19 protein-coding genes and 1 tRNA gene are annotated in these 18,794 nt (G+C 28.3%); 8 read left to right on the forward strand and 12 right to left on the reverse strand.

Annotation, left to right across the window (positions count from 1 at the left end; genetic code table 11):
* Nucleotides 1–11: 11 nt before the first annotated feature.
* Entirely contained in the window at nt 12–1,763 is a 1,752-nt protein-coding gene (locus Q0J69_RS03885; RefSeq protein WP_297204494.1) for a GTPase, read from the reverse strand.
* A gap of 17 nt (nt 1,764–1,780) precedes the next feature.
* Complete coding sequence (locus Q0J69_RS03890; protein WP_297204496.1) at nt 1,781–2,890, reverse strand: GTPase domain-containing protein; 1,110 nt, start codon at nt 2,888–2,890, stop codon at nt 1,781–1,783.
* 253 nt (nt 2,891–3,143) lie between these two features.
* Here Q0J69_RS03890 and Q0J69_RS03895 point away from each other — a divergent pair.
* Nucleotides 3,144–3,229, forward strand: a tRNA-Ser gene (locus Q0J69_RS03895).
* 14 nt (nt 3,230–3,243) lie between these two features.
* Complete coding sequence (locus Q0J69_RS03900) at nt 3,244–3,921, forward strand: flagellar biosynthetic protein FliO (RefSeq protein WP_297204498.1); 678 nt, start codon at nt 3,244–3,246, stop codon at nt 3,919–3,921.
* A 58-nt stretch (nt 3,922–3,979) separates the two neighbouring features.
* Here the strand turns inward: Q0J69_RS03900 and Q0J69_RS03905 are convergent, their stop codons facing one another.
* Together Q0J69_RS03905 and fliS are read right to left on the reverse strand one after the other, a co-directional pair.
* Nucleotides 3,980–4,726, reverse strand: coding sequence for a protein kinase (locus Q0J69_RS03905; RefSeq protein ID WP_297204500.1), 747 nt, complete (start codon nt 4,724–4,726; stop codon nt 3,980–3,982).
* Between the two features lie 9 nt (nt 4,727–4,735).
* A complete protein-coding gene (gene fliS, locus Q0J69_RS03910; RefSeq protein ID WP_297204501.1) occupies nt 4,736–5,191 on the reverse strand; it encodes a flagellar export chaperone FliS in 456 nt (151 codons plus the stop codon).
* 208 nt (nt 5,192–5,399) lie between these two features.
* Here fliS and Q0J69_RS03915 point away from each other — a divergent pair, with 208 nt between their 5' ends.
* Entirely contained in the window at nt 5,400–6,221 is an 822-nt protein-coding gene (locus Q0J69_RS03915) for an aldo/keto reductase (protein ID WP_297204502.1), read from the forward strand.
* 67 nt (nt 6,222–6,288) lie between these two features.
* Here Q0J69_RS03915 and Q0J69_RS03920 read toward each other — a convergent pair whose 3' ends face one another.
* From Q0J69_RS03920 to Q0J69_RS03940, 5 genes are all read right to left on the reverse strand, one after another.
* The gene (locus tag Q0J69_RS03920; RefSeq protein WP_297204503.1) at nt 6,289–6,984 is read right to left on the reverse strand and encodes a hypothetical protein; all 696 of its coding nucleotides are present in this window, start codon (nt 6,982–6,984) and stop codon (nt 6,289–6,291) included.
* Nucleotides 6,985–7,218: 234 nt separating this feature from the next.
* The gene (locus Q0J69_RS03925; protein ID WP_297204504.1) at nt 7,219–8,277 is read right to left on the reverse strand and encodes a hypothetical protein; all 1,059 of its coding nucleotides are present in this window, start codon (nt 8,275–8,277) and stop codon (nt 7,219–7,221) included.
* An 18-nt stretch (nt 8,278–8,295) separates the two neighbouring features.
* On the reverse strand, nt 8,296–9,111 hold the full coding sequence (locus Q0J69_RS03930; protein WP_297204505.1) for a TIGR00282 family metallophosphoesterase: 816 nt from the start codon (nt 9,109–9,111) through the stop codon (nt 8,296–8,298).
* A gap of 26 nt (nt 9,112–9,137) precedes the next feature.
* The gene (rny, locus tag Q0J69_RS03935; RefSeq protein WP_297204506.1) at nt 9,138–10,667 is read right to left on the reverse strand and encodes a ribonuclease Y; all 1,530 of its coding nucleotides are present in this window, start codon (nt 10,665–10,667) and stop codon (nt 9,138–9,140) included.
* Nucleotides 10,668–10,798: 131 nt separating this feature from the next.
* Complete coding sequence (locus Q0J69_RS03940) at nt 10,799–11,338, reverse strand: ferritin family protein (RefSeq protein ID WP_297204508.1); 540 nt, start codon at nt 11,336–11,338, stop codon at nt 10,799–10,801.
* Nucleotides 11,339–11,586: 248 nt separating this feature from the next.
* On the opposite strand from Q0J69_RS03940, the gene Q0J69_RS03945 reads away from it, so the two are divergent.
* The 5 genes from Q0J69_RS03945 (at nt 11,587) to Q0J69_RS03965 (ending at nt 15,673) form a co-directional block, all read left to right on the forward strand.
* Nucleotides 11,587–12,207: a cytidylate kinase-like family protein gene (locus Q0J69_RS03945; RefSeq protein ID WP_297204509.1), complete on the forward strand. Its 621-nt coding sequence runs from the start codon at nt 11,587–11,589 to the stop codon at nt 12,205–12,207.
* A gap of 74 nt (nt 12,208–12,281) precedes the next feature.
* Nucleotides 12,282–12,782 carry a DUF2262 domain-containing protein gene (locus Q0J69_RS03950; RefSeq protein ID WP_297204510.1) on the forward strand — a complete coding sequence of 167 codons (501 nt, stop codon included), beginning with the start codon at nt 12,282–12,284 and terminating at the stop codon, nt 12,780–12,782.
* 33 nt (nt 12,783–12,815) lie between these two features.
* On the forward strand, nt 12,816–13,721 hold the full coding sequence (gene rsmH / locus Q0J69_RS03955; RefSeq protein WP_297204511.1) for a 16S rRNA (cytosine(1402)-N(4))-methyltransferase RsmH: 906 nt from the start codon (nt 12,816–12,818) through the stop codon (nt 13,719–13,721).
* 28 nt (nt 13,722–13,749) lie between these two features.
* The gene (locus tag Q0J69_RS03960; RefSeq protein ID WP_297204512.1) at nt 13,750–14,079 is read left to right on the forward strand and encodes a LapA family protein; all 330 of its coding nucleotides are present in this window, start codon (nt 13,750–13,752) and stop codon (nt 14,077–14,079) included.
* Nucleotides 14,080–14,152: 73 nt separating this feature from the next.
* Nucleotides 14,153–15,673, forward strand: coding sequence for a UDP-N-acetylmuramoyl-L-alanyl-D-glutamate--2,6-diaminopimelate ligase (locus Q0J69_RS03965; RefSeq protein WP_297204513.1), 1,521 nt, complete (start codon nt 14,153–14,155; stop codon nt 15,671–15,673).
* Nucleotides 15,674–16,030: 357 nt separating this feature from the next.
* Here Q0J69_RS03965 and Q0J69_RS03970 read toward each other — a convergent pair whose 3' ends face one another.
* From Q0J69_RS03970 to rplI, 3 genes are read right to left on the reverse strand one after another with little or no spacing between them, the layout of a single operon-like run.
* Entirely contained in the window at nt 16,031–16,837 is an 807-nt protein-coding gene (locus Q0J69_RS03970) for an ABC transporter permease (RefSeq protein WP_297204514.1), read from the reverse strand.
* 7 nt (nt 16,838–16,844) lie between these two features.
* Nucleotides 16,845–18,245, reverse strand: coding sequence for a replicative DNA helicase (gene dnaB / locus Q0J69_RS03975; RefSeq protein WP_297204516.1), 1,401 nt, complete (start codon nt 18,243–18,245; stop codon nt 16,845–16,847).
* 34 nt (nt 18,246–18,279) lie between these two features.
* A complete protein-coding gene (gene rplI / locus Q0J69_RS03980; protein ID WP_297204517.1) occupies nt 18,280–18,780 on the reverse strand; it encodes a 50S ribosomal protein L9 in 501 nt (166 codons plus the stop codon).
* Between the last annotated feature and the right edge of the window lie 14 nt (nt 18,781–18,794).

Consider the following 18,794-nt stretch of genomic DNA (forward strand, 5'->3'; position numbering starts at 1 on the left):
TTCCTTTTATGTTAATTTTGAGAATATTCAGAAAGTTTTTTATCTGTTTCTTCTAAACATTTTATAATTGCATTCTTAATATTCAAAATATAATCTTTCCCAACAATTTGATATTTAAGTTTATCTATAAGCTCATTAATGAATTTCTCTCTCTGAGCTTCTTTTATTTTTCCTCCAAATATAGTAAATATTCCTCCTACTATTGCTAAAGGCAATCCTATGAATGGCAAAAATATACCAAGTGTAAATAAAAATTTAAAAAATCCAATATTAAATAATAAATCAAAAATATTTTCAAAATCCATATTAAAAAAATTATCTTTGTAAAAACTATATTGATGAAAATTATATCTAGCATTATTAATTAACATACCGCTGTTAAGAGATACTATATCTATTTGAATATTATAATATGCTTTTATAGTATCTTTAATATATAGTAAAATTTCATCTTTAAAAAACTGCTCTATCTCTTCAGTAATACTGCTTTTTAATACATTATCATTTAGATTGTATTTTTTATATTTATTAATAAGTTCATATCTTTTATTTTCTAAATCATTTTTTATTTTTTCAGATATATAAATAGGAACTCTCTCAATGAACATCTGTTTCCAAGATTCTAATACAGCAATTTGATAATCATCAAGTCCCAAAGGAGAAGGAGTTTCTGTCATACCTCTTAATTTATCTGGAGAAGCTGCAATTGGTATTACTTTTTTAACCCCTGTTACATTTTTGATTATTTCAATAAACTCTTTTTCTTTATCTTCACTAATCTGATCTGCTTTTGTCAATGCTATTACAACATCATATTTCTCTTCAATAAACTGTTTAATAATGTTTATATCGAAATCTTGTATTTTATCTCCTCCAGCATTTATACAATAAGTTACACTATGAAACCAGTCTTTTATATCTTTATCTACCCCTCTTCGCTTCAGTTCATCTTTGATTATTTGTTCCCATTCTTTATCCTTTCCAACTTCAAGCCCCCAACTGTCATATATTACAACATCTTTTCCATTAATAGAAGTTTCATGCGGAAATATACCTCTTTTAGTTATAGGTTTTCCAACACCTGTTTTTTCAACTTCATACCCTACCAAAACATTTATTAAACTGCTTTTTCCTACTCCTGTTTGTCCAAGTATAAGCATATTTAATTCAATATAATTTTCTAATGCATTACGTTTACATATTCTGAAAATTGTTCTTTTATACTCTTCCAAACCAAAAGGAGAAGGAGTTTCTGTCATACCTCTTAATTTATCTGGAGAAGCTGCAATTGGTATTACTTGTTCAACACCTGTTTCTTCTTTTATTATATCAATGAATTCTTTTCTAAGAGATTCTTCTATTTGATCTGCCTTTGTCAATGCTATTACAACATCATATTGATTTTCTATAAATTGTTTAATAATTTTTATATCAAAATACTGTATTTTAAATCCTCCGGCCTGTATACAATAGGTAACGCTATGAAATCTATCTTTAATGTCATTACATCTTATATATAATTCATTTCTTATTATTCTTTCCCATTCTTCGATTTTATCTACTTCAAGCCCATAACTGTTATATATTACAACATCTTTACCGTCAATAGAAGTTTCATACGGAAATATACCTCTTGCAGCTATAGGTTTTCCCGTACCAGTTATTTCAACTTCATGACCTACTAAAGCATTTATTAAACTGCTTTTTCCAACTCCTCTTTGTCCCAAAATTAGTAAATTAAACTTCTGATTATTTTCCGACATATTTTATTCCTAAATATTTATTGATTATTTAAAGTTATATTGTCTATATCATCTAATACCTTATTTAAAGTTTCTCTTATATAATTTTCTCTATCTTTATCAGATAATTTTTCATATAATAATTTTGCAATTTCTTCGATTGTATCTTCTTTAATTTTTTTAGCGAATAAAGATCTTACTTGCTGTGCTATAAGCTTAAAAAGAATATCAGCAATAGTAGGAGCAGTAATAGTAGTAGCTATTAAAACACCAACAGTAGGAAAAGGCATGAATGGAAACGCCATTTTTGGATGATAGGTTCTGAAAAGATGAACATTTAAAGACATTATATCAACGTATATGTTATAATATTTGCCTATATATTCCTGTAAGTATCTATTAGCTTCTTCTTCAATTAATTTTTGAAATTCATTTAATACAATATCTTGAAAATTATCGCCTATGGTATTACAGTCTTTAAATTTATAATTTAATTCGAATTTTCCCTTATCCATTACATATTTTTTCAATCTTTCAATTATAGAAATAGGTACTCTGTCAAGAAATATTTTTTTCCAAGATGCTAATATAGCATCTTGATATTCTGAAAGACCAAAAGGTTCAGGAGTTTCTGTCATAAATCTTGTTTTTTCAGGAGCTGCACTAACAGATATGACAGTTTCTACATTTGTTTCTTTTTTAATGATATTAATAAATTCTATAGTCTTTTCTTCACTAATTTGATCAGATTTAGTTAATGCTATAACGACATTATATTTTTTATCAGTAAACTGTTTAATAATTTTTTTATCAAAATCTTCTATTCTATTTCCTCCAGCCTGTATGCAGTAAGTAACACTATGGAACCAATCTTTTATATCTTTATCTACCCCTCTTTGTTCCAATTCATTTTTGATTATTTTTTCCCATTCTTGAGATTTATCTACTTCAAGTCCCCAGCTATCGTATATTACAACATCTTTACCTCCAATAGAAGTTTCATGCGGAAAAATTCCTCTTTTTGTTACTGGTTTGCCTATTCCTGTTTCCTCTACCTGCTTACCTACTAATGAATTAAGCAAACTGCTTTTACCTGTACCTGTTTTTCCCAAAATTAATAAATTTAATTTTATTTCATCATTATTCATTATACTCTATTCCTTTAATAAAATTATAAAAAAGATGTAATTAAAAAAATATATCACATAATTTTAGCATAATATAGATTTTAAATTCATAAATAACAATCTTAATTTAATTATAAACAAATGCTAAGAAAAATCAATATTATTATGCCTTTTTTAATATAAAAACATATAGTATAAAATTAATAATATATATGCTTGACTAAAAATAATATTTATGTTATCATAACCAAACTATTTGAAAAAATATATAATTGGAGAGATGCCCGAGAGGCCGAAGGGAGCAGTTTGCTAAACTGTCGTAGGCAACCCCTACCGCGGGTTCGAATCCCGCTCTCTCCGTATTCGGTTTATATATGATAAAAAAACTTTTTCTTATATCTTTAATCATATTTAATATAGCTTTTACTCAAGAAACAAACAATACAGAAATAACTAATACAAATACTATAAATAATACAGCAAATGAAGAAAATACAGCAACTAACTTTTTTAATGCTCAATTAGAAAATACTAATAATATAAATGAGCCTGCTATACTTCAGGATATAAGAAATATTGAAAACAGAGCAGAAGTAAGTAATGGCTGGATGTTTTTTAAAGCTATTATAGGTTTTATTGTTACTTTAGTAGGCATATATTTAGTATTTATGTACTTAAAAAACAAATCAAGAAAAGTATCAGGTTCAAGCGAAATTATAAATGTACTTGCCACCACTCCTGTTGCTGCTAACAGATATATCTCTATAATAGAAATTGTTGATGACATGTATTTGATTTCTATATCAGATCATAATATTAATTTGCTTTCAAAAATAGAAGATAAAGAAACAAAAGATCAAATAAAAATGATGTATATCAATTCAAAAAATAATATTGTAGATGATAGTTTCAAAAATATTTTAAATCAAACTCTTTCTGTATTCAAACAGCCAAAAATGAAAGAGAAAGACCCTTTAAAAACTACTTCTGAAATCAGAGAAAGACTGCATGAATTAAATAACCCTAATAATAAAGAAAATGATAATCAATAAAAAAGAGATACTTTCAATTTATAAAAGCATCTCTTTATTTCTATTTATGTATTTTTAATTAATATTTTACTCTGTTAGTTTGATTGTAATTTATCATAGTATATGAATGAAGTCTGCCGTCATTTCCTTTATAAACATTCATATTAAGAGGATCAACCTCCCATATTCTATCAACTACAAAATTGTAATAATAATTACCTTCTTCAGCCCTTAAAGTAATAACCCACAAATTATTAGAGTATGTCATAGGATATCTTAAACTGTCAAAACCTAATTTATCAGAAGTAAACATTACCTCTTTAGCATTATTATTACTGTAGAAGAAAGTAACAGTACCGTCAGAATTATATATAGGATTTTTCTCATAAAAACCAATATCATTAGTTAATACAAAGTAGCTTACAGCCTGATTATTATTATCATAATCTACATCCAAATTCAAAGGATCATTAATCCAAACTCCGTTAACCCTGTATCTATATGAATATTTACCTGCTTTCAAAGGAGTCTGCCATAAATAGTAAAAAACGCCATAAGAGCTTTTAATCAAAGGTATGCTGTCTTCCCAATTATTAAAATCTCCTGAAACCTCTACAGAATCATAATTCTCAGCAAATGTAAATAACACTCCGTCATCCACTACACGCGGAGCCATAACATCCTGTATATTATAATAATTAAGAATCTCCATGCGGTTCATTCTAGCTTCATACTGTTCCATAGTTTCATAATCTTTATTTCCGCATGATATAAGAACAGCAAATAAAGCTGCAAAAAATAATATTAATTTACTTACTCTTTTCATTATAGTTACTTAACCTGTTATATTTAATTTACTTTCTGTATTTGAAGAATCTTCATCTTTTTTAGGAGCTGATGCTGAAGTATTACCCTTAGACAACTGAGCTTCCACACCTTCCCAAGCTGTTTTAAGTTCTTTAAGATATCTTATAACTTCTAATAGAGGCGGTTTGGTTTTAGATATATTACCTTCTGTAAGTTTTTGATTCATATATGTGTATATAGATGCTAATCTGTCAGCTATTTCTCCAGCTTCATAATTTAATGATGCTAACAGTTCATATATTATCTCTTGTGCTTTCAATATATTATTATGTGCCTCTTCAGTACCATGTTTTTTATCCATAGCAGAACAAGCTGTTTCTAAAAATTTAATAGCACCGTCATACAGCATAATAATAAGTTTATTTTGTGAGGCTGTGCTTACATCAACCTTTTTATATTTTTCGTAACCATTGCTAATAGCCAATTGAAACCCCCAAATATAATATTATGTTAATTATATAAATATTATCGGAAAATGGTAAAAACAATAAAACATTTTTTGTTATCCCCATAACTATTATACATTATATAAAATAAAAAAATAGTATGATAATGATAAATTAATTTAGAATTTTTTATAAATTTTATATATAATTAGTAAAACAATACTATTGATAAAAGGATAGATAAATATGATTAAGCTTAAATTTAATAATTCAGTAGAAATGCCTATATTAGGACTTGGCATATACAAGATGACTGACAGAGAAGAGCTTGAAAATGCTGTAAAATGGGCAATAGATGCTGGATATAGAAAATTTGATACTGCACAATTCTATGATAATGAGGAAGAACTTGGCAATGCTATAAGAAAAACAGGCATAAAAAGAGAGGAAATATTTATAACAACTAAAATATGGAATACAAAACAGGGATACAATTCTACAAGAAAATCATTTGAAGAAAGTCTTAAAAAACTTAATATGGATTACGTGGATCTGCTTTTAATTCATTGGCCTGGTCAAAATAAAGAAAGATATTTAGACACATATAGGGCATTAGAAAATATATGCCAAAGTAAAAAAGCTGTATCTATAGGATTAAGTAATTTTGAAATAAAACATCTAAATGATATATTTGCTCATTGTAATATAGCACCTGTTTTAAATCAAATAGAAAGACATCCTAATCTAATTAGAAAAGAACTGATAGAATTTTGTCAAAAACATAATATGGTTGTAGAGGCATGGTCCCCGCTTGCCAGAGGAAAATTATTAAATAATGAAACAATAAAAAAAATCGCTGAAAAATATAATAAAACACCATCTCAAATTATATTAAGATGGAATATAGAAAGTAATATATCAGTCATTCCAAAATCTAAAACTAAAGAAAGAATAGAAGAAAACATAAATATATTCGATTTCAAACTTGATAGAGAGGATATTGAAAATATAAATAATTTGGAAAATGGAGATAGAATAGGAAGCGATCCATTAACTTTTGATTTTTGATAAAAATAAAAAAGCTATCACGTTAAAGTGATAGCTTTAATGTTAATAAAACTTTTCAATTTATGAATTATCTATAAATATATTTCTTATTATAGAAAGGCTGATAACGATTCTCTTTATCTAAAAAAGAATTCTGATATGAAGGATATAAAACAACCGTACCATCTTCATTTACATGACCAACAGGATCATATTCATAAAAAGGAAGAAGTGAATTTTTATAATAAACAGTATCTGAAGGTCCCCATTTCAAAGGCACTTCAACTCCAAATACTTTATCCTCCTCTACTGGAACACCATATATATATACATATTTTGTACGTGTATCTATTGCCACCAAAGTATTATCTAATGATATTATTCCGCCGCCTTTTCCTGTAAATCTATAGAAGTAAAAACGTTTTATAGCATCAGCATTTTCTCTGTTCCTTTTTTTGGTATATAAAGGATTATATCCTCTGTATTGATAATACTGCATGCTTGATATAAAAAATATACCAGCATTCGAATTTTTACCTTTATAAGTATACTCTTTAGTTTCAGAATTTTTTAATTCCCAATATTTATCTTCAGTCTTCTCTATAAATTTAAAACTAGGAATATTGTTTCCATCAAAAGAAGCCACTAAAAGCCAATTATTAAATTTTGAAGCACTGAAATTAGGGTTATCTGATGCTCTCTCTACACCATTTTCTGAAAATAAAGGAGTAATGCTAAATAATACTGATATAACTAATGTGTAAAAAATAAATCTATTAATCATAAGCACATCTTCTAATATTTTATTATTAATATTAATAATATATTAAAAAACATATAAGTAAATATGCTGTTTTATAGTTTAATAATAAATTTACGTTAAATTAATAAAAAATGAGCTACTCTATTAAATTTAAACAACATTTTATACAAATTTAACAACATTTTATAATTATTGTTGCTTAATTAATGAACATTTTAATTATTATGTCTTCTTATGATTATGTAAGAAATCATTTTAATTTGAATTGTTATTATCTGTATTATCTGTATTTTCTATATTGTTTTTATTTTCTGTATCATCTGCATTATATTCATTGTATTTATTAGAATTTTCACTATCTGTTAATTCAGCAGGTTTTGTATCATCACTTATACCCTCATCATTAGAATTATCAATCTTATTTCTGCATCTTATTTTTCTATATAGTACTGCAAATATAAAATAATAAACTATACATACTATTACAGATGATAAACCATAAGGAACTAATGCCATCTCTGTATTATAAACTGTATTGAATAAATAATTATATCCATAAGGAAACCCTATATATATAAGCAGAAGCATAGGAATTGTAAGAAGAAGCCATAATCTATTTTTACAAACCTTATCTCCAAATGCATAAGAAACTATTATTGTTAGTATTGATATTGCTGTAAGATACGACACTGTACCTCTATCCAGCTTAGCATTAGCAAAATCCAATTCCAGAAAATTCATTAATATTATTCCAGAAACTGAAGTTAAAAATATACCTATCATAGTTAAAAGTATAGAAAAGAAAATTTTTAGTAAAAAAACCCTATTTGAAAATTCCTTTTCTCTATGAGGTAAAAGCTCTGCAATCCATAATATTATAGAAAAACTAAGAGTTTGTAAAAGCAATTCTGGTAAGTTTATAAGATGAAACTCTATTGGAAGCTGAGTATATATAATACCCTCTATAGACGAAGGTGCTGCGGCAGGTGATGATATTATACCAATACATACAAATATAAGCCATAATATAAACCATCCAAATCTAGTTGCTATAATTTTTCTCATCGGATACAAAGCTATAGCTATAAATATTGACCTTATAGGCTGTAAAAACGGACCTATAACAGTTAATGGAGATTCAAAACCTCTCATAAAATTTGAAACAATACTATTGCTGTAAATGGTACTGTAATCTAAGAAATTTGAAAATATAATACCAAAAATTATATAAGTAAAAGTATGAATAACTGCAACTTCAATATAGAATATTATAAAATGCCTAATAAATATTCTAGGACTATTATTATCATCCATAATTATAAACTCTGAAAACTATTTTTCCTGTCTTTCTACCTGATCATTATGATATACTATATTTATTCTTTTTATAGAACTAGCCTTTCCTGTAGCACTATCCACCTGAACAACTATACCATTAATCATAGGGCTTGTAGTTTCCACTTCAAATCTATGAGGCATTCTTGTAACAAATCTTGCTATAGCAGGCTCTTTTTTCATTCCTATAACAGAATTATAGCTTCCGCACATACCTAAATCAGATATATAAGCCGTATGAGATGACAATACCTTCTCATCTGCAGTCTGAACATGTGTATGAGTACCGAATATGCATGAAACCTGACCTTCAAGATAATATGAAAATGCTATTTTTTCAGCTGTAGCTTCTGCATGAAAATCTATAAATATAATATTCGTTCTTTCTTTAATATGCTTAATTGCAAGATTAGCCTTTTTAAAAGGACAGTCCAAAGGATCCATAAAAGTTCTGCCCATAAGATTTAAAACTCCAATCTTACAATCCAACATATCATATATATAATATCCAAGTCCAGGAGCATCATTAGGATAATTATATGGTCTAATAAGCCTATGTTCATTGCCTATTAGAGCAAAAACATCTCTATTATTCCATATATGATTGCCTGAAGTGAGTACATCTATTCCAGAATCAAACAATTCATTTGCTGTATCTCTAGTGATACCTATACCGTTAGCAGCATTCTCCCCATTAGCTATAACAAAATCTATATCATTCTCTAATTTTATCTCTTCTAAATGCCTTCTTACAGCATAACGGCCAGTAACTCCGACTATATCACCAAGACACAAGATATTCTTTATAGACATTTTTCACATTTACCCTTTAAAATAAATTATCTAGCAACCTCAACTGCTCTAGTTTCTCTAATAACAGTAACTCTTATTATTCCCGGATATTTAAGTTCATCTTCTATTCTCTTAGCAATATCTCTAGCTATTTGTTTAGCCTGAACATCATCTACTATATCGCTTTTAGCCATAACCCTAAGTTCTCTGCCAGCCTGTATTGCAAATGATTTTTCAACCCCTTCAATACTATCAGCAATTTTTTCTAAATTATCCAAACGTTTTATATAGCTTTCAAAAGATTCTCTTCTAGCACCAGGTCTTGCCGCACTAATAGCATCGGCAGCTTTAACTATAACAGCCTCAACTGTCTGAGTATCAACATCATTATGATGAGCTCTTATAGCATTTACAACTTCTTCTTTTTCTCCGCATCTTTTGGCCAAATCGGCACCGCTCATAGCATGAGATCCTTCACCCTCTGTTTCTATAGCCTTTCCTATATCATGCAAAAATGCACTTCTTTTGGCTAAATCAACATTAGCACCTATCTCAGCAGCTATCATTGCCGCAATATTAGCAACCTCTTTACTATGAAGAAGCATATTTTGACCATAACTAGTTCTATATTGAAGCCTTCCCATGTGCCTTATAAGTTCATGATGCATAGTAGTTAGATTTAAATCTACAATAGCATTTTCTCCAGCTTCCATTATAGAATCTTCTACTTCCCTTCTAGTTCTTTCAACAACTTCCTCTATTCTAGCAGGATGTATTCTTCCATCCAAAATAAGTTTCTCTAATGAAACTTTTGCTATATGCTTTCTAACAGGATCAAAACAAGATATTACAACTGCTTCAGGAGTATCATCTATAATGATATCAACCCCTGTAAGTGTTTCAAGCATTCTAATGTTTCTTCCCTCTCTGCCTATGATTCTGCCTTTCATTTCCTCACTAGGCAAAGACACTGATGTAACAGAAGATTCCTGAGCTACCTCGCTGGAAAGACGCTGTATAGTTTGCACTATAATTTCTCTTGCTTTTCTTTCCCCTGTTTCTATGGCATTCTTCTCTATATTGTCAACTATTTTAGCAGCAGATTTCTTAGCATCTTCCTCTATATCGCTTATTAAATTAGATTTCGCTTCCTCTTTTGTAAGTCCAGCTATTCTCTCTAACTCTTTTTCCTCTTCCTCTATAAGATGCTCTAATTTCTCTTCCTGCTCTTTTATCTTTTTCATCTTATTCTCAATATTATGTTCTTTATTTTCCAAATATTGAGATTTTTTATCAAGATTAGCCTCTCGTTGTAGCACTCTATTTTCTAATTTCTGAATTTCAGCCTTTCTATCTCTATTCTCACTTTCTAATCTATTACGCTCTTTTTGTATTTCAGAATTAGCCTCAGAAAGCATAGTTTTCCTCTCATTATCTGCCTGTTCTCTTGCACTCTGAAGCAACTTATGTGTTATTATTTCCGTAGAGTTAAGCTTTATCTTAGCTATAACAAAACGGGTTATATATCCAAAAACAAAAGCAACTACAACGGAGATGATTGTTATACCTATATTCATTATTCACCCCGTTATTCAGTATTAAATATTTAACAAAACAATACTTATGTATTAACATAACATAATTTCATTATAAAGTCAATAACATTATTTATAAAAGAATAAATAAAATTTGTAGTTTTATAATTTAATTAATATTTTTGGAACATCTTACCCGAACCGCCGCAAGTTTCACATGTATCAGGAGCTTTATCCCTGTATATATTACCGCAGCTTGGGCAAAGATAAAAAGTAACTTCTCCATCTTTATTTAAGAAATTATCTATTATATCCTGAAACAACTTTGCATGTTCTGTTTCAACTTTTCCCAATGAATTTACTGTATCGCTGACTAATTTATTTTTCTGCTCTACTGCAACTTGTGCCAATTGAGGATAAAGTATTGTAGATTCATAAACCTCACCCTTTATACCTGCTTCTAGATTATCTCTGTCGCTTCCAGGTGTTACAGGATTTATCTCTGGTACAAATTTATTCATGTCTAATCCGCTTCTTAAAGCAAGTTTTCTCATTTTTTCAGCATGTATTTTCTCAGCTAATGATGTAGTAGAAAAAACTTTTTGAATAGCTTTATTATTAGATGCTTTTCCAAACATACTATATCTATTTGCAGCATTTGATTCACCTTGAAATATTGAATATAAAACTTCTTCTAATGTTTTAGCAGCCATAATTATCCCTCCAATTAATAATAATTTTTTAATGTTCAAAATAAAAATTAAAGAAATCTCAATAAATATGATTTTACTAACAATTATTATTATAAACAATAATAATAATTATGACTAAATAATATCAATTTGTTAAAAAAAAATCAAACTATTTTTTAAAAAACTATCAAAATATGTAAACATAATTGTATAGACTAAATTTTTTTTTATATTATAATAAAAAATTATATATTAATTGCGGTAAAAATATGAGCAGAAAAATTATAACTATTAGCAGACAATATGGAAGCGGAGGCAGGTTTATTGGAGAAATGCTGGCAAAAAAATTAAATATTAATTTCTATGATAAGGAATTAATAGATGTTGTTGCTGAAAAAACTGGAATAAATAAAGAGTATCTTGAGGCAAAAGAAGAAAAATTTACAAGTGATAATCTATTTTTCAGTGCATTCCATAAAGATCATTTTTCAAGCCCATTTTCATCTAAAGCTACATATTCTACGTTGGATAAGATGTTTGAAATTCAAAGCGAAGTAATAAAAAACATAGCCTCCAAAGAAGAATGCGTAATAATAGGAAGATGTGCTAGTTTTGTATTAAAAGATTTATATAATTGTTTTAATATTTTTGTACATGCCCCAGATAAAAGCAGAATAGAAAGAATAACTAGTCAGTATGGAGTTAAATTGGATCAGGCAGAAACTGTGTTAAAAAATACTGATAAATACAGAGCTAATTATTATAAATATTATACTGGAGAAGATTGGGGAAATATGACAAATTATAATCTTACATTAGACAGCGGATATTTTACAGATGAGGATATATGCCAAATAATAATAGAGGCAATAGGACATAAAAAAAAATAATAATATGTTGAAAATTACGAAATATATTATTATATTTATAATGAATTAATAATTTCAAATTGCGAAGGTATTTTATGAACGACAAAAATATAAAAGATTTCTATGAAAATGACTATTTTTCTTATGAATCGCATTGTGATTTATGGGGAGATGAAAAAATATTGCTATTAATAGATTTTGGAGATGTAGAAAATAAATCAGAAAAATTGTTAAAACATTTAGATAAAATAAATGAAATATTAAAATGGATTGAGGGGCATAAAAAAAATATTTCAGAATTTCTTATTTCAAAACAGTGTCTGACTTTAGCAGAGGAATGGGTTATAACATGTGAAGAGTTAGAAGAAAATACATATAAAAATCAATTAGGGGAAATAATAAATATTCCTATAAAAGAAGAAGAATTCTTTGATGCTATGTATATAGATACATTATTAATAGACTTTGATGAAGATGAAAGCAGACCAGATACAACCATGCATATACTGTTTGAGCCTGATTACTTTAAACATCATTCCTTAATAGTTTATGTTGACGGAGAAACAAATATAGAATACGGAGATATAGCAGGATAATTTTAGTAAATCATTATTCCGATAATATTACAGATGATTTGCGGTGATGATGAATTAGAAATAGTACATACTCCTGTTATGTTAAAAGAAGTTTTAAGATTCATTCCTAATGATGCCAAAATAGCCATTGATGCCACTTTAGGAGAAGGCGGACATACAAAGGCTATGCTGGATTTAAATCTTGAGGTTCATAGTTTTGAAAGAGATAAAACTATATTAGAAATTGCCAAAAAAAGATTAAATAAATACAGCAATTTTCACTATTATAATAATACATACAATAAAATGCTGGAATCTCTTGATAAAAGCATAATAGGAAATGCAGATTTTATTCTATATGATTTAGGAGTTTCTTTATTTCATTTTAAAAAAGCTGAAAGAGGTTTTTCGTTTAAAGATAATACAAAACTAGATATGAGGCTTGGAATAAATGAAAAAAGTGCTTATGATGTTATTAATTCTTACAGTGAAAAAGAACTGGAGAGGGTATTTAAAGAATACGGTGAAATTCATAATGCTGCCAAAATTGCCAATATAATAGTAAAAGAGAGAAACAAAAAAAATATAGAAACATCAAGAGAATTGGAAAATATAATATTTCATAATACTGATAAATCAAAAAGATATGGAAAAATTCATCCTGCAACATTGGTGTTTCAAGCTGTAAGAATAGAAGTTAATGATGAACTTAATATACTTAAAGATTCTATATCTAAGATACCGAATATATTAAAACATAATGGAGTTGCTGTTATAATAAGCTATCATTCATTAGAAGACAGAATAGTAAAAAAATTTTTCAAAGAGAATGAAAATACAAAAAATAAAAAAGGAATATTTAAACTGCTAAATTCTAAAGTTATAACTCCGACAAATGAAGAAATAAAATCAAACCCAGCAAGCAGAAGTGCTAAAATGAGAACAGCTCAATTAATATAAACTATTTTTTATTTTTATGGAGAAGATTATGGATAATCATAAAGAAAAAAATACATACTCTATCGGATCATTATTTATTATTATGGTTTTGTTTGTAATTGTTATATGCATATTCACCTTTGCAAGAAATGTTAAAGCAAATGAAATACTTGTTGAAATATCTAAATTGGATAAAGAAATAGAACGTTTGGAAAAAGAGGTAAAAGTATTGAGTGCAGAAGAGGCAGAATATTCATCTCCGAATAGATTCATAGAAACTGCTATAATGAACGGTTTTACATCAGCAGGAGATAATAACAATAACGATATTTTATATTTAAAAATAGAATCTAAAAATAATAAAGAAGCAAAAAATTAATAATATCTTTTACCATTAATATTATTTTTAGTATATAATATGTACATGAAAAATAACAAAATGGAATAAAAAGATGAAACTTTTTAAAGAACTTATAAAAAATTATAAAACTCAAAAACCATTAACAAAAGAATGTCTTAATACTGCAGTTAAAGGAATAGCCTATAATTCAAGGTTAATAAAAAAAGATTATATATTTGTTGCCATAAAAGGCTTAAAAGATGATGGGCATAAATATATAGAAAGTGCAATTAACAATAAAGCTATTATAATAATATATGATATTTCTGCTGATAAAAACTTTATAAAGGAATTAGAAAACAAATATAATAATATATATTTTGCAGCAGTTAAAAATCCTAGAGAATGTTTAGCTTATATATCAGCCAATTTTTATGATGAGCCTACTAAAAAAATAAATACTATAGGAATAACTGGAACTAATGGAAAAACTACAACTACATATTTATTAAAATCTGTATTAGAAGCTAATAAAAATAAAACAGCTCTAATAGGTACAATAAAAAATATGATAGGAAAAACAGAAATTAAAACAAATTTAACTACTCCTGAATCAATAGATTTGGAAAACATATTTGATAAATCATTAAATAAAAATGTATCGCATATTGTAATGGAGGCATCATCTCAGGCACTTGCTATGAACAGATGCGATTATATTCAATATGACACTGCTATTTTTACTAATATAACTGAAGATCATCTTGATTATCATGGTGATATGAATACTTATCTTAAAGCAAAATTAAAGCTATTCTCTCTTTTAAAAGACAGCTGCAAAAAGAAAAAGCTTGCAATAATAAATATAGATACTGATAATTTCAAAAAAATATCTAATTATATAAAAAAACTTGATATAAAAATGGTTACTTACGGATTAAATGAAAAAGCTGATTATTACGGAAAAATAATTTCTTTAAACTCAAAGAATACAGAATATGAATTCTATGCTAAGGGCAAATTTATATCAAAAGTAAAATTATCAATGCTCGGAAGATTTAATATATTAAATTCATTATCAGTTTTAGCCTATTGTTATGAATACAAACTAGATATAGAAAAATCTATAAAAGCAATGAAAAAAGTTCAGGTAGCAGGAAGATTTGAAATAGTAACAAAAGAAAAACATCCATTTATAGTCGCTGTTGATTATTCTCATACCCCAGACAGTTTGGAGAATATACTAGTAGAAGCTAGAAAACTAAATCCTAATAGAGTTATAGTTGTATTCGGATGCGGAGGCGACAGAGATAGAAAAAAACGTCCTATAATGGCTGCCATTGCAGAAAAATACTCTGATAAAGCTATACTTACAACAGATAATCAAAGAACTGAAGATATTAATCAAATAATGAATGATATTGAAAAAGGATTTAAAAACAATAATTATAAAAAAATAATAGACAGAAAAGATGCTATATTTGAAGCTGTAAAAGAGGCCAAAGAAAATGATATAGTTATAATAGCAGGGAAAGGGCATGAAACATATCAGATATTCCCTGATAAAACTATACATTTTGATGACAGAGAAATTGCAAGAGAGGCTTTAAAAGAATTTTATAAAGATATATAAAAACACAAAATAAAAAAGAGCAAGCTATATAAAAGCATTCTCTTTTTATTATATATAAATTATTAAACTTGTTTCAAAACTAATTTTATTTATTAATTGTGGGGACTAGCCTGCGAAGCACACAGTCGTGCCCGCTCTGCGTGCCTTCGGCAACCCCCACTTCTTTTGCCGTCAAGGCACCTACTCGGTGGTGCCCCATACGAAGTACGCCTGCGGCGAGAAGCAAAAGGACTGCATATTTACACACTAAAATAATAATTTATGCGACATATAAAACATTACTTTTATAATTTATAAATTACTAAAATTTCATATATAATCTTGTCAAGTACTTTTGAAATAAGTCTATTATAAATATTACATTCCAAACATACCAAGTATTGAAACCAATAAATAGTCAGTTATAAGTATTATCATGAAGCTGTAAACAACGCTTGTAGTAGTAGCTTTTCCTACACCTTCAGCACCGCCTGAAGTTCTAAATCCATAGAAACAAGATATAAGCATAACTTCAGCACCGAATATAGTTGATTTAATCAAACTTCCTATAAAATCCCCTACAGTGATAACTGCAATTGCCCTGTCAAAATAATGCATAGGATCGCTATGCAAAACAAATACTGTAACTATTGCTCCTCCCAAAACACCTATAACATCGGCAGAAACAGTAAGCATAGGAAGAGATATAACAGCAGCCCAAAACCTAGGCACAGCAACATACTCTATAGGGTTAGTATACAGAGTTTTCAAAGCATCCAGCTGTTCACTTACCTGCATAGTTCCAATTTCAGCTGTAACAGAACTTCCTACCCTGCCCGCAAATATTAAAGCAAGAAGCATAGGAGATAACTCTTTAACCATAGCCTTACCAACCATAGAACCTACAAACTGAGAAATACCCTTTAATACACTGTCGAGAACTACAGCTATCTGCAAAGACATAACCATACCAGTACAAAGAACCGTAACACCAGCTACAATAAAAGAATCTACACCCATTCTTACAATTTGCTCTTTTAAAAGTTTAAAAGAAAAATTAGGTCTGAAAGTATATTTTAATATTTCTATTTGCAAACTGGCAAATTCTCCTAATGTTGCTAAGAAATAATTAATTTTATTCTTTATACCTTTGCATAATTCTATTTTTACATCAAATAGTTCCATAATAAAATTACTCCTTCTCATAAGGTTTTATATTTTCAAATCTAGTTTGATCTGCTATAAAATTAAGAGGCAGTCCATCAAGTATAGCACCATTTCTATGTTTTGCAAGTATAACCTCTACCTGATTCGTTCTGTCATCTATAACTTCATCCTCTTTATTTTCTTTATTTGGTCTTTGTCTATGAAGAAACATAACGATATCAGCATCCTGCTCTATAGAACCAGACTCTCTAAGATCAGAAAGTCTAGGCTTATCCTGTCTTTGCTCAACAGCCCTTGAAAGCTGTGCTAAAGATATAACTGGTACATTAAGCTCTTTAGCCAAAGCCTTAAGCCCTCTTGAAATATCTGCTATCTCCTGCTCTCTAGTACCGTTTCTTCTGCTTTGTGTACCTGAATGTATTAACTGCAAATAATCCACAACTACAAGTTTTAAATCAATATTTTTTCCTGAAGTCTTACTAAGTTCGGCAAATTTATATTTCATCTGCCTAGCTTTTCCGCGTATCTCCATTATAGTTAATTGGCTGGAATCATCTATTAAAAGATTAGCCTGAGATAAGCTATTAAATGTCTGTCCTAGTTTAACCCATTCCTGTTTTTCTAAATTACCAGACCTTATTCTTGATAAATCTATTCTAGCCTTGCTTGCTATTAATCTTTCAACAAGCTGCATTCTGCTCATCTCAAGAGAAAAAAATCCTATTCCAAATCCTGCAGTTTCAATATTAGTGATAACATGCTCCACTATATTAAGAGCAAAACTTGTTTTACCTACAGAAGGTCTTGCAGCAAGTATTATCAAATCCGAAGGCTGAAATCCGTGAGTTACTTTATCCAATCCTATAAAACCAGAAGGAACTCCTGTAACAGTACCTTTATGTTTCTTTCTGCTTTCTATAGTAGTTAAAGCCTCATAAAGCAAGTCGCGGATATGTATAAAATCATTATCTAATCTTCTTTGAGTAATCTCAAAAATCTTTTTTTCAGCAAAATCAGCTATTTCTTTTGTTTCAGCATCTTTAGCTTCATAGGCTGATTTTTGTATATCCTGAGTTGCAGTTATTAAATCTCTAAGCAATGATTTTTCAGCAATTATTTCAGCATAATATTTTGCATTCTGATGAAAAGGCGTACCGTCTATAATACGCATCAAATATGCTTCATCATTTTGAATAATTTTTTCAAATAAATTATTCTCTTTAAGATATCTTAAAGTTGTTTCTGCATTTACCGCTATTCCTCTATTATGCATTTCTATTATGCTTTCATAGAGCATGCGATTTCTTTCGCTGTAAAAATCAGCGGATTTTATTTTTGAGAGAGATACGGATATAGCTTGTGAGTTTTGAAGCATTGCACCCAATAGAGACTCTTCAGCCTCTATTGAGCATGGTGTATTATTCATTGAATATTATGCCTATTATTAAGTATTTGGATAATTATTGTTCCTGACTAACTTCTGCATTTTCTTCTTTTACTACTTCTTCTGCAGCAGCGTCCATATTAACAACTTTAATTTTGATATTAGCATTAACGCTATGATATAATTTTATTTCAACATCAAATTCGCCAAGTTCTTTAATATGTTTTTCCATGTGAACATCGCGTTTATTTATGTCAATTTCTTTTTCTTTTAAAGCATCAACTATAGTTTGCTGACTAACAGAACCATATAATTTACCGTTTTCAGCTACTTTCATAGGTATAACTACACTGATATCAACTATTTTACCTTTAAGTATTTCAGCTTCCATTTTTCTTTTAGCTCTTTTTTTCTCTAAACTTTTCTGCATTTGAGCTAAAGTTCTTAAATTAGCAGCATTTTTGATTACTGCTATATTTCTTGGAATAAGGTAATTTCTTGCATAGCCGTCTTTTACTTTACATATATCACCTTCATAACCTAATGATATAAAATCTTTTTTTAAGATAACTTCCATTTGCCTTCTCCTTG

Origin of the sequence: uncultured Brachyspira sp. (genome assembly GCF_944388875.1) — a bacterium.
In the GTDB taxonomy this organism is placed as follows: domain Bacteria; phylum Spirochaetota; class Brachyspiria; order Brachyspirales; family Brachyspiraceae; genus Brachyspira.

Bases quoted from the DNA above. Each gene is read 5' to 3' on its own strand.
- Q0J69_RS03940 (WP_297204508.1), bottom strand. From the start codon at position 11,338: ATGGCTGCTAAAACATTAGAAGAAGTTTTATATTCAATATTTCAAGGT.
- rplI (WP_297204517.1), bottom strand. From the start codon at position 18,780: ATGGAAGTTATCTTAAAAAAAGATTTTATATCATTAGGTTATGAAGGT.
- Q0J69_RS03960 (WP_297204512.1), top strand. From the start codon at position 13,750: ATGGATAATCATAAAGAAAAAAATACATACTCTATCGGATCATTATTT.
- Q0J69_RS03900 (WP_297204498.1), top strand. From the start codon at position 3,244: ATGATAAAAAAACTTTTTCTTATATCTTTAATCATATTTAATATAGCT.
- Q0J69_RS03970 (WP_297204514.1), bottom strand. From the start codon at position 16,837: ATGGAACTATTTGATGTAAAAATAGAATTATGCAAAGGTATAAAGAAT.
- rny (WP_297204506.1), bottom strand. From the start codon at position 10,667: ATGAATATAGGTATAACAATCATCTCCGTTGTAGTTGCTTTTGTTTTT.
- dnaB (WP_297204516.1), bottom strand. From the start codon at position 18,245: ATGAATAATACACCATGCTCAATAGAGGCTGAAGAGTCTCTATTGGGT.
- Q0J69_RS03905 (WP_297204500.1), bottom strand. From the start codon at position 4,726: ATGAAAAGAGTAAGTAAATTAATATTATTTTTTGCAGCTTTATTTGCT.
- Q0J69_RS03920 (WP_297204503.1), bottom strand. From the start codon at position 6,984: ATGATTAATAGATTTATTTTTTACACATTAGTTATATCAGTATTATTT.
- Q0J69_RS03930 (WP_297204505.1), bottom strand. From the start codon at position 9,111: ATGTCTATAAAGAATATCTTGTGTCTTGGTGATATAGTCGGAGTTACT.
- Q0J69_RS03915 (WP_297204502.1), top strand. From the start codon at position 5,400: ATGATTAAGCTTAAATTTAATAATTCAGTAGAAATGCCTATATTAGGA.
- Q0J69_RS03945 (WP_297204509.1), top strand. From the start codon at position 11,587: ATGAGCAGAAAAATTATAACTATTAGCAGACAATATGGAAGCGGAGGC.
- Q0J69_RS03885 (WP_297204494.1), bottom strand. From the start codon at position 1,763: ATGTCGGAAAATAATCAGAAGTTTAATTTACTAATTTTGGGACAAAGA.
- Q0J69_RS03925 (WP_297204504.1), bottom strand. From the start codon at position 8,277: ATGGATGATAATAATAGTCCTAGAATATTTATTAGGCATTTTATAATA.
- Q0J69_RS03890 (WP_297204496.1), bottom strand. From the start codon at position 2,890: ATGAATAATGATGAAATAAAATTAAATTTATTAATTTTGGGAAAAACA.
- Q0J69_RS03965 (WP_297204513.1), top strand. From the start codon at position 14,153: ATGAAACTTTTTAAAGAACTTATAAAAAATTATAAAACTCAAAAACCA.
- rsmH (WP_297204511.1), top strand. From the start codon at position 12,816: ATGATTTGCGGTGATGATGAATTAGAAATAGTACATACTCCTGTTATG.
- Q0J69_RS03950 (WP_297204510.1), top strand. From the start codon at position 12,282: ATGAACGACAAAAATATAAAAGATTTCTATGAAAATGACTATTTTTCT.